The sequence below is a fragment of the Streptomyces rectiviolaceus genome (assembly GCF_039533825.1).
GTDB classification, from domain to species: domain Bacteria; phylum Actinomycetota; class Actinomycetes; order Streptomycetales; family Streptomycetaceae; genus Streptomyces; species Streptomyces rectiviolaceus.
In genome coordinates this window covers 48,910-59,638 of sequence record NZ_BAAAUG010000118.1, presented here as the reverse complement: position 1 = coordinate 59,638, position 10,729 = coordinate 48,910, and the positions used below count along the sequence as shown (strand labels likewise).

Genomic DNA, 10,729 nt, shown 5'->3' with positions numbered 1-10,729 from the left:
CCGACGGCCACCGGCACCTTCTCCGGGGACGGCGAGGCCGGTTCAGCTGAGCGCGGAGACGAAGGGGGCACGGCCGCTCCGACCGACACCAACACCCCTCCGACCGCCAATAGCGTCAGATTCCGTACGACAGCACGACGCATTCGTACCTCCAGTCAACAACCGTCTGCGCAGCGTAACTTCGCTTCGCCCACCACGTCAGGACCCCCTCGAACACGGGTCCTAGCGCCCGCTAGCATGCGCCCCCATGACTGAAGACGTGCGCAATATCGTCCTCGGCCTGATCGCGGCCGGCCTCGGTGCCGTGCTGGGCTGGCTCGCCCGTACCTACCTCTGGCGGCGCAAGCTCCGCCGCAAGCAGGCCTTCTTCGGGCTGCCCGACAACTCCGAGTCGCTGCTCGTGGTGAACCGCGAGGCGGGCGGCCCCGAGCTCACCGTCGTACGCCACGACGTGTTCGCGCTCCTCGAACTGGCCGCGCTGATCAAGGACTGCGGGGCGCACGCGCAGCTCGTCGCGCACGACGCGGCCCAGCAGAGCTTCGGCGAGCGCACGGAATTCTGCGTGGGTTCCCCGACGGCGAACCGCCGCATGGCCGCGCACATGCACTCGCTGCTGCCCGGGGTGCGCATCAACACCGACTCGGAGCCGGGCCCGGACCGCGGGGCGTTCCAGATCGGCAGCGAGCGGTACCGCATGGAGGGCGGCATATCGGAGTACGTGATCCTGGCGCGGCTCACCGCGGGGCAGGACCAGGAGGCGAGACCCGTCTTCGTCTTCTGCGGACAGCGCGCGATCACCAACCAGGCGGCGACCCGCTATCTCGCCCGGCACCACGAGCGCCTCGCCCGCAAGCACGGCGCCAACACCTTCGTCCTGCTCCTGAAGGTGGTGAACTCCCAGGCGTACGGCCCCGACGTCGTCGAGCTGGTCGGGGACGTCACCCGCGCCGCTCAGGCCCCGGCCCCTGCGATCACGCCGCCGCGCACGTCTCATCGCGCCAAGTAGTTCCTCGCCCCCAGTGGCGGCATCCGCACCGGCTCAGACCCGGCCTCTGTGACCTATTCGGCAATTCGGGGCAAGAGACAACCCATCGGGACCTTTGGCCATCTCACCGTGCAGTTCCACATCCGCACGGAGGTACGTTCCCTTGAGGCCCCTGAGCTCGCCGAGTCGCCGACGCCCCCTACGCACCCGCCACACCGGGGCCGCGGTCACGGCCGCCGGCCTGGCGGCACTGGCCGCCGCGCTGACCGCCTGTTCCGGCAGCACCCCCGCGTCCGCCGACACAGCCGCAGACAAGCCGGACATATCCGTCAATCTGCAAGGCAAGCAGGCCAAGGCGGGCTCCCCGGTCAAGGTGACGCTGGCCGACGGCAAGCTGAAGCAGGTCACGGTCGCCGACTCCAAGGGCGAGAAACTCACCGGCAAGGTCGCCGCGAACGGCACCACCTGGACCTCGGACCGCAAGGCGGCGCCCGGCACCTCGTACAAGGTCGAGGCGACGACGGACGAGGGCGCAAGCGCGCGTACGTCCTTCAGGACGGCAGCCCCGGAGCAGGTGAACAAGCTGAGCCTGACGCCCGGCAAGGACACCACGGTCGGCGTCGCACAGCCCCTGTCGGTCGTCTTCGACCACCCGGTGAAGAACAAGGCCGAGGTCGAGAAGCACCTGAAGGTGACGACCTCGAACGACACCACCGGATCCTGGGGCTGGATCAAGAACTACGACGGCAAGGACCGCATCGACTGGCGCCCCAAGGACTACTGGAAGTCCGGGACGAAGGTGAAGCTCGACGCCCAGCTCGCCGGCATCAACTCGGGCACCGACGGCGGCTGGTTCGTCCGCGACTACGTGACCGGCTTCTCCGTCGGCAAGAGCCAGAAGGTCAAGGTCGACCTCGACAGCAAGCAGGCGACGCTCGTCCGCGACGGACGGAGCGTCAAGACCGTCCCGATGTCGGCGGGCACCCCCGGCGGCGACAAGGCTTCATGGGGCGGTACGTCCGTCCTGATGGCCAAGGAGGGCACGATCAACATGCGCTCCGAGACGGTCGGCCTCGGCGACGCCTACGACAAGATGGTCGACAACTCGATGCGCCTGACCTGGTCGGGGATGTACGCGCACGCGGCCCCCTGGAACGCCTCGTACTTCGGCAACACCAACCACAGCTCGGGCTGCATCGGCATGAGCGACGGCGACGCGTCCTGGCTCTACGGCCAGGTCCAGGTCGGCGACCCCTTCGAGGTCTCCGGCAGCGGCTCGAAGGGTGTACCCGATCCGGGCAACGGCTACGGCGAGTGGAACCTCTCCTGGGCCGACTGGCAGACGAAGAGCGCGCTGAGCTGACGGTCAAGCGCTCAACAATCGTTACCGGGGCGTAACTTACCGACGGGTTACCCCCGGTAAAGCCACGAGGTTACCGTCGGGTCACTTTGCTTGCACGAGTAAGGAGTGACCCGTGGGACAACCGCGCAAGGCTCTGCGCACGACCACCGTGGGCGCCGTGTCGGCGACCCTCGTCGCCGGCGCCGCCTTCGGGCTCGCTCCGGCGGCCCAGGCGGCTCCGGCCGCGGCCCCGCAGGCGGCGAGCTCGGCGGACGTGCGCTTCGTCGACATCCCCGGCGACGGCGGCACGATCCTCAAGGCCAACGTCTTCACCCCCAAGGGCGCGAAGGCGGACACCGCCGGCACGAAGTACCCCGCGATCGTGCTGCCCACCAGCTGGGCCATGCCGCAGATCGAGTACGTCGCACAGGCCCAGAAGCTCGCCGACTCCGGCTACGTCGTGGTCAGTTACAACTCGCGCGGCTTCTGGCAGTCCGGCGGCGAGATCGAGACCGGCGGCCCCGAGGACATCGCCGACGCCTCCAAGGTCATCGACTGGACCCTGGAGAACACCCCGGCCGACCCCGAGAAGATCGGCATGGGCGGCGTCTCGTACGGCGCGGGCATCAGCCTGCTCGCCGCGGGGCACGACAAGCGGATCAAGGCCGTCGCCGCCCTCAGCGGCTGGGGCGACCTGATCGAGTCGATCTACAGCGGCCGCACCCAGCACGCCCAGGCCGCCGGTCTTCTCGGCGGCGCCGGTGTGCTCACGGGCCGTCCGAGCCCCGAACTCCAGCAGACCCTCAAGGACTTCCTCGGGTCCAACCTGGACAAGGAGGACGAGATGATCGCGTGGGGCGCCAAGCGCTCCCCGGCGACCTACGTCGACCAGATCAACAAGAACGGCGCGGCCGTCATGATGGGCAACGCCTGGGGCGACACGATCTTCCCGCCCAACCAATACGCCAAGTTCTACGAGCAGTTGACGGGACCCAAGCGCCTCGAATTCCGTCCGGGCGACCACGCGACGGCCGAGGCGACCGGCCTGCTCGGCCTTCCCAACGACACCTGGACCTCCACCCAGCGCTGGTTCGACCGCTACCTCAAGGGCGAGAAGAACGGCGTCGACACCGAGCAGCCCGTCCAGCTCAAGTCCCGCTCGACGGGCGGCTACGAGGGCTACCCCGACTGGAAGTCCGTCGGAGCGACGAAGAAGAAGATCGACCTGGCGGGCTCCACCACGATCCGCGCGAACGTCGACTCCGGCGCCAACGGCGGCATCGTGATGCTCTCCAACGCCCTCGACCAGTTCCTCAAGATCCCGCCGATGGCCTCGGTGCCGCTCCTTCCGCGGCGTTACGCGGGCGTATGGCAGTCCGAGAAGTACGAAAGCCCCCAGCGGGTGCGCGGGACGGCTGAGTTGCACACCACGCTCACCAGCACCAAGGAGAGCGGCACCCTCGTCGCGTACCTCTACGACGTGGGCCCGCTCGGCCTCGGCAAGCTGGTCAGCAACGCGCCGTACACCTTCCACGGCAAGACCCCCGGCCAACCGTTCGGCGTGGACCTGGAGTTGTTCTCCACGGCCTACGACGTACCGGCAGGACACAAGCTCGCCCTGGTGGTCGACACGGTCGACCCGCTCTACATCGAGCACAACCCGTCCGGCGCGCAGCTGACCTTCTCCTCGCCCGCGTCCGACCCGTCGTACGTGTCGGTCCCGCTGCGCGAACAGTGATCACCGGCTGCTGCCGGGTCGGGCCCTGGCCCCTGTAGCTACTGCACACCCGGCAGCAGCGTCCCTGGTTCGGCCGGGGCCACTTCCGCGGCCTCGGTCTTGGGATTGCGCCGCTGTCGCTTGGACACCCACTGGGCGAACCACGAGAGCAGCATGCACATCCCGATGTAGATCGGCGAGATCACCAGAACCACGGGGATGAAAGGTAGATCGTAGTCGAGGTTCGACGCGATCAGCTTCCCGGCGTGGAGGAACTCCTCATAGGTGATCAAGAAGCCGAGCGAGGTGTCCTTCAGAGCCACCACCAACTGGCTGATGATGGCGGGCAGCATGGCGCGCAGGGCCTGTGGCACCAGGACGTGACTCATGACCTGTGTCTTGCGCATGCCCAGCGCGTACGCCGACTCCCGCTGCCCGCGCTCCACGGAGTTCACGCCCGAACGGAAGACCTCGGCGAGCACCGAGCCGTTGTAGAGCGTGAGCCCGGTGACCAGCGCCGGCAGCGGCTGGACCTTCAGCGCCACGAAGACGAAGAAGATCATCACCAGGACCGGCATCGCGCGGAAGAACTCCACGAGGAGCGTGGCCAGCCAGCGCACGGGACGGTGTTCGGAGAGCCGCCCCACGGCGAGCAGTCCGCCGAGCGCGAGCGCGAGCACCGCGGAGATGGCGAAGGCCTTGAGAGTGTTCCCCAGACCCCTCAGCAGGAGTTCCTGGATGCCCTTGTACTCGAAGGGCATCCACTTCGTCTCGGTGAACTGGTCGGTGTCGAAGAGCAGATAGAGGGCCCACCCGAACAGCGCGAGCAGCGCCACGGTGGAAACCAGCCCGTAGAGCTTGTGTCTGCGCTCGGTCTTGGGGCCAGGGACGTCGTAGAGGGCGGTGGAATCGTGGGAGAGGGCTTTCATCGGGCGACTCCCCAGCGCTTTTCGAGGACATTGAAGATGGCGCTGATGGCGAGGGTGATGATCAGGTAGCCGACGGCGATCCAGACGAACGTCCAGATGATGTTGTAGCCGAGCTCATTGAGCGTCTTGTACGTGCCGAGCAGCTCAGTGACGCTGAACGCGCCCGCGATCGCCGAGTTCTTGGCCAGTGCGATGAGGTTGGAGCCGACCGGCGAGATGACGGACCGGAAGGCCTGCGGCAGCACGACCATGGACAGCGTCTGTCCGAAGGTCATCCCCAGGCTGCGGGCGGCTTCGCCCTGGCCCTTGGGGACGGTGTTGATGCCCGAGCGCAGTGCCTCACAGATGAAGGCGGAGGTGTAGCAGCCGAGCGCGAGGACGGCGAACACCTTGAAGGGCAGGACGAGTCCGAAGCGCGGGAGTCCGAGCAGCACCGCGAAGAAGAGCAGTGTGAGCGGGGTGTTGCGCAGGACCGTCACCCAGGCGGTGCCGAAGGCCCGGAAGGAGCCGACCGGTGCCACCCGGAACGACGCCATGACGAAGCCGAGCACGAGGGCGAGGATGGAGGCGTAGACGGTGAGTTCGACGGTGCCGATGAACCCCTTGCCGAAGGTGGAGAAGTTGTCTGTCAGTACGTCCACGACGCCTCCTCAGCTCGCCGGGTAGCGGTCGATGGCGGGCGGCTTCGGCGCCGGGACTCCGGAGAGGCCGAGCGTGGCGTCGTAGGCCTTCTTCCAGTCGCCGTTCTTCTCCCGGGCGGCGAGCGCGTCGTCGACGGCGAACCGCAGGGTGTTGTCGCCCTTGGGGACGCCGATGCCGTAGGGCTCCTCGGAGAACGGCTTGCCGACCACCTTGAGTTCGTCGGGCACCTTGGCCGCGTACCCGATCAGGATCGCGTCGTCGGTGGTGACGGCGTCGACCTGATAGGTCAGCAGGTTGTCGACACAGACCGAGTACGTGTCGTAGGCGACGAGCGTCGCCTTCGGGTACTCCTTCTGGATGCGCTGGAAGGGGGTCGACCCGGCCGCCGAGCAGACCCGTTTGCCGTCCAGGTCCTGCGGCCCGTTGATGTCGTCCTCGTCGGTGCGCACGAGCAGGCCCTGTCCTGCCATGTAGTAGGGGCCGGCGAAGCCGACGAGCTTCTTTCGGAGGTCGTTGATGGTGTAGGTGCCGACGTAGTAGTCGATCTGCCCGTTCTGCAGGGCGGTCTCGCGGTTCGCCGACGCGATCGTCCTGAACCGGATCGACTTCGGGTCGAAGCCGAGCGAGGCGGAGATCATCTTGGCGATCTCGATGTCGAAGCCGGTGTAGTCCCCGGTGGCGGGGTTCTTCTCGCCGAGGAACGGCTGGTCCTCCTTGGCCCCGACGACGAGGTGGCCGCGCCGTTTCGCCTTCTTCCAGGTGCCGGAGCCCGGCAGCGTGAATCCCTTCGCCACCTGGTACTTGGGCAGTTCACCGGGGGGCGGCCCCTTCACCGGGGGGCTGCCTTCCTTGCCGCAGGCGGTCGCGGCGCAGGCGGCGATGACGAGCGCCGCGAGCAGACGTGTCGTACGCATCATGCCTGGCCCCCGTCAGTGCTTGAGGATCTTGGAGAGGAAGTCCTTGGCGCGGTCGCTCTCCGGGTTGCTGAAGAACTCCTCGGGGGCCCGGTCCTCGACGATGCGGCCGTTGTCCATGAAGACGACACGGTTGGCGGCCGAACGGGCGAAGCCCATCTCGTGGGTGACGACGACCATCGTCATGCCGTCGCGGGCGAGACCCTGCATGACCTCGAGCACTTCATTGATCATCTCGGGGTCGAGGGCCGATGTCGGCTCGTCGAAGAGCATCACCTTGGGCTCCATGGCGAGCGCGCGTGCGATGGCCACGCGCTGCTGCTGGCCGCCCGAGAGCTGGGCCGGGTACTTGTCGGCCTGTGTCGCGAGGCCCACCCGTTCCAGGAGCTCGCGGGAGCGCCGCGTGGCGTCGTCCTTCTTGCGGCCCCGCACCTTGACCGGCGCGAGGGAGACGTTCTGCAGCACTGTCTTGTGTGCGAAGAGGTTGAAGGACTGGAACACCATGCCCACGTCGGCACGGAGTGTGGCCAGTGCCTTGCCCTCTTCCGGAAGCGGCTGCCCGTCCAGTGCGATGGCTCCCGACTGGATCGTCTCAAGACGGTTGATCGTCCTGCAGAGCGTTGATTTCCCCGACCCTGACGGGCCGATGACCACGACCACCTCCCCCTTGCCGACGGTGAGGTTGATGTCCTGGAGGACATGCAGCTCCCCGTAGTACTTGTTCACATCACGCAGCTCGATCAGCGGATCGACGGCCATGCCCTGCCCTGCCCACTCTCGGCGGTGTCGGTCCGCGCAAACTATCCACGTGAAAACGGGACTTACTGGACGACACGCACTTATGGGCATTAACCGTATTTCCAGTTACGTCATCCCACGGCTACGTCTCCGACGCCTCCGCGTAGACCTGGGACAGCTCGGGAGCCCCCTGCACGGCCCAGTCGAGCCCCGCCTCCACCACCTGGATCTCGCGCCCCGACGCGAGCCGCACGACGGGACTGCCGCCGGGCCAGACGTGCCAGGTGGCGCCCGGCACCCTGCGGACGATGATCGAACCCAGGTACAGGCCCGCGTCGTTGCCGAGCCACGGCAGCAGCTCGGGGTCGTCGCGCCAGCGCGGCAGGAGCTGGTCGAGCGCGGTCAACGAGGCCGGGGAGTCGTCGAGTTCGAGACCTGCGGTGGCTGCCTGGGAGCGCAGCAGCTCGCACTCGGAAAGGAGTTCGGCCACGCCCGCCGGATCCTTGTCGAACGCCGAGGCGAGTCCTGGGCTTCGGTCGGCGGCCTGCTGCTTGCGCCACTTGCCGAAGAAGGAGATGTTCATGATCGGCCTCTCCGTGAGGGTGCCTCTGCTCCCCGGTCCAACGAATGTAACTTGTGTCAGTTGATCACGGAATCATGCGAGTACCCCCGACGCGGCGGCGAACTGCCGGTACGTGGCATCCCGGCGAGTTCGGGTCGTGTTCACGCGCACCTCATTGACGCTTCTCCCTGACCTCCTTAGCTTCATGGCGCACCTGTCGTCACGTCAGCTACAGCCATGGGGGTCTTCATGCTCCAACGTCCAGGCCGACGTTCATGGGGTGCGGCAGCCGTACTCACGGTACTCACCGGCATCGTCCCCGTGGCGGCGGCGCAGGCCGCCCCGCACAGACCCGAGCCGCTCCCGCTGGAGCGGCTCTTCGACAACAGGGCGGTCAGCGACGACGCGCGGCCCGGTGACGCGGACTTCGACGGCTCGGGCGGCTCGCTCTCGGCGCGGGACCTGACCGGGGCGGGCTGGACCCCGGGCCGTTCACTCGCCGTGGACGGGGCGCGGCTCGCCTGGCCCCGCACGAAGGCGGGCGAGGCGGACAACGTCCGCGCCGACGGACAGTCCGTGCGGGTACGCGGGCGCGGGGACGCCCTGGCGTTCCTGGTCGCGGGCACGGGCGGCGAGGCGAGCGGCGCGGGGACGGTGCGCTACCGGGACGGCTCGAAGGGCACGTACCGCCTGACGGCACCCGACTGGCGCTCGGGCCCGCTCGCCACGAAGGCAGTCGCGCTGCCGCACGTGAACACCCCGGGCGGCCAACTCGCCGAGAAGGCACGGCTGTACGTCGTGACGGTACCGGTGGCGCGCGGGCGCGAGGTCGCGTCGGTGACCCTGCCGAAGGACCCGGGCGCCCCGGATCTGCACGTCTTCTCGCTCTCCGTGCGGCAGCCTGCGAAGGGATGGACCGGCAGCTGGTCGGCGTCGACCGCCGGGTACACGGCGGTGGGGCCGTGGGCCGACCGGACCGTGCGGCTCGTCGTCCACACGAGCACGGGCGGGCCGCGGGTGCGGATCCGGCTCGACAACACCTTCGCCTCTGCGCCGGTGCGGATCGGGAGCGCCACGGTGGCGGTGCAGGAGTCCGGCGCGGGGGCGCGGGGCGAGCCGCGGCGGCTGTCGTTCAGGGGCGAGGGCGGCACCGAAGTCCCGGCGGGGGCACAGGCGTTCAGCGACCCGCTCGACTTCGACGTGCCCGAGGACACGAATCTCCTGGTGAGTTTCCACCTCCCCGAGGCGGTGACGACCGCGCCCGTCCACAGCCAGGCCATTCAGCGTTCGTACGTGAGCGGCCCCGGCGACCACGCGGCGGACGGCTCACCGGCGGCCTACACATCGACGATCTCGACCTGGCCGCTGCTCACCGGGGTCGACGTGTCGGGCGGGCCCGGGTCGGTGGTGCTGCTCGGCGACTCCATCACGGACGGGGTGAAGTCGACGCAGGACGCGAATCACCGCTGGCCCAACGTGCTGGCGACGCGGCTGCTCCAGCAGGACGATGTCCCGCGTTTCGGGGTGCTCAACCAGGGGATCTCGGCGAACCGCGTGATCGCGGACCGCTATCCCGGCGACGGTGTCTCCACCGACACGGGCGGCGTGAGCGCGCTGCACCGCCTGGACCGTGATGTGTTCGCCCAGACGTCGGCCCGTACGGTCGTCGTCTTCGAAGGCGTCAACGACGTCCGCTGGGGCGCACGGGCGGATCAAGTGGTCGTCGGCATGCGGGAGATCGCCGAGCGGGCGCACGCGCGGGGCCTGCGGGTGGTGGCCGCGACGATCGCACCCTGCCAGGGCGAGTCCCTGTGCACGGCGGCGGCGGATGCGGAGCGGGTGAAGGTCAACGCCTATCTGCGGGGCGGCGGCGACTTCGACGCCGTCCTCGACTTCGACGCGGTGCTGCGGGATCCGGGGAATCCGGCGCGGATGCTGGCCGCGTACGACAGCGGGGACCATTTGCATCCGGGGGACGCGGGGCTCGCGGCGATCGCGGAGTCGGTGGACCTGGGCGTGCTGGTTCCGGACTAGCGGCCCAGCGGCGGCAGGGGCCAGGTATTTCTCTGCCCCTGCCGCCGCCGCGCCTGCGCACGCGCCTGCCTAGAGATCCAGGTCCACCACGACCGGCGCATGATCCGACGCGCCCTTGCCCTTGCGCTCCTCACGGTCCACGTACGAATCCGTCACGGCCTTCGTGAACGCCTCGTTCCCGTACACCAGGTCGATGCGCATCCCCCTGTTCTTGGGGAAGCCGAGCTGCCGGTAGTCCCAGTACGTGAAGGGGTGGTCGTACTTCAGGGGGCGCGGCACGACGTCCGAGAGACCCGCCTCCCGCAGGGCCGCGAGCGCCGCGCGCTCGGCGGGGGTCACATGCGTGGCGCCCTCGAACAGAGCGGGGTCCCACACGTCCTCGTCGGTCGGCGCCACGTTGAAGTCCCCGAGGACCGCGAACGGCCGCGCGCCCGCCGAGTCGGCGGCGACCGAGGCCTTCAGCGCCTCGAACCACTGCAGTTTGTACGCGAAGTGCGCGTGGTCCACCTCGCGGCCGTTCGGCACATACACCGACCAGACACGCGCGGGACCACAGGTCGCGGAGATCGCGCGCGGCTCCTGGACGCCGTCGTAGTCCGGCCCCTCCGGCAGTCCGAGCGTCACGTCGTCGAGGCCCACTCGGGAGACAAGCGCGACGCCGTTCCACCGCCCCGTCGCGTTCACCGCCGACTCGTAGCCGAGCTCGCGCAGCTCGGCGGCGGGGAACTGCTCGGCGGTGGTCTTGGTCTCCTGGATGCACAGCACATCCGTACCGCTGCTCTCCAGCCAGGCGAGCAGCCTGGGCAGCCGAGCGGTGATCGAGTTCACGTTCCAGGTGGCAATGCGCATGCCTCACAACCTACCGG

The 10,729-nt window shown here is 68.7% G+C and carries 10 protein-coding genes; 4 read left to right on the top strand and 6 right to left on the bottom strand.

Annotated features, from left to right (window positions below):
- The first annotated feature begins 247 nt into the window (after window positions 1-247).
- The 3 genes from ABD378_RS29625 to ABD378_RS29615 all read left to right on the top strand — a co-directional run bounded on the left by ABD378_RS29625 (window position 248) and on the right by ABD378_RS29615 (window position 4,065).
- Window positions 248-1,006, top strand: a complete 759-nt coding sequence (locus ABD378_RS29625; protein WP_344525671.1) for a hypothetical protein — start codon at window positions 248-250, stop codon at window positions 1,004-1,006.
- Between the two features lie 142 nt (window positions 1,007-1,148).
- Entirely contained in the window at window positions 1,149-2,348 is a 1,200-nt protein-coding gene (locus tag ABD378_RS29620) for a L,D-transpeptidase (RefSeq protein ID WP_425583885.1), read from the top strand.
- 112 nt (window positions 2,349-2,460) lie between these two features.
- On the top strand, window positions 2,461-4,065 hold the full coding sequence (locus tag ABD378_RS29615) for an alpha/beta fold hydrolase (protein ID WP_344525669.1): 1,605 nt from the start codon (window positions 2,461-2,463) through the stop codon (window positions 4,063-4,065).
- Window positions 4,066-4,103: 38 nt separating this feature from the next.
- Here the strand turns inward: ABD378_RS29615 and ABD378_RS29610 are convergent, their stop codons facing one another.
- The 5 genes from ABD378_RS29610 to ABD378_RS29590 form a co-directional block, all read right to left on the bottom strand.
- On the bottom strand, window positions 4,104-4,973 hold the full coding sequence (locus ABD378_RS29610) for an amino acid ABC transporter permease (RefSeq protein WP_344525667.1): 870 nt from the start codon (window positions 4,971-4,973) through the stop codon (window positions 4,104-4,106).
- Entirely contained in the window at window positions 4,970-5,614 is a 645-nt protein-coding gene (locus ABD378_RS29605; RefSeq protein ID WP_344525665.1) for an amino acid ABC transporter permease, read from the bottom strand. The genes ABD378_RS29610 and ABD378_RS29605 overlap by 4 nt, the downstream gene beginning before the upstream one ends.
- A 9-nt stretch (window positions 5,615-5,623) precedes the next feature.
- Window positions 5,624-6,529, bottom strand: coding sequence for a glutamate ABC transporter substrate-binding protein (locus tag ABD378_RS29600; protein ID WP_344525691.1), 906 nt, complete (start codon window positions 6,527-6,529; stop codon window positions 5,624-5,626).
- Between the two features lie 15 nt (window positions 6,530-6,544).
- The gene (locus ABD378_RS29595; RefSeq protein ID WP_344525663.1) at window positions 6,545-7,288 is read right to left on the bottom strand and encodes an amino acid ABC transporter ATP-binding protein; all 744 of its coding nucleotides are present in this window, start codon (window positions 7,286-7,288) and stop codon (window positions 6,545-6,547) included.
- A gap of 121 nt (window positions 7,289-7,409) precedes the next feature.
- A complete protein-coding gene (locus ABD378_RS29590) occupies window positions 7,410-7,850 on the bottom strand; it encodes a DUF6278 family protein (RefSeq protein WP_344525661.1) in 441 nt (146 codons plus the stop codon).
- A gap of 228 nt (window positions 7,851-8,078) precedes the next feature.
- Here ABD378_RS29590 and ABD378_RS29585 point away from each other — a divergent pair, with 228 nt between their 5' ends.
- On the top strand, window positions 8,079-9,863 hold the full coding sequence (locus ABD378_RS29585) for an SGNH/GDSL hydrolase family protein (protein ID WP_344525659.1): 1,785 nt from the start codon (window positions 8,079-8,081) through the stop codon (window positions 9,861-9,863).
- Window positions 9,864-9,932: 69 nt separating this feature from the next.
- Here ABD378_RS29585 and ABD378_RS29580 read toward each other — a convergent pair whose 3' ends face one another.
- Complete coding sequence (locus ABD378_RS29580) at window positions 9,933-10,712, bottom strand: exodeoxyribonuclease III (protein ID WP_344525657.1); 780 nt, start codon at window positions 10,710-10,712, stop codon at window positions 9,933-9,935.
- Window positions 10,713-10,729: the final 17 nt, after the last annotated feature.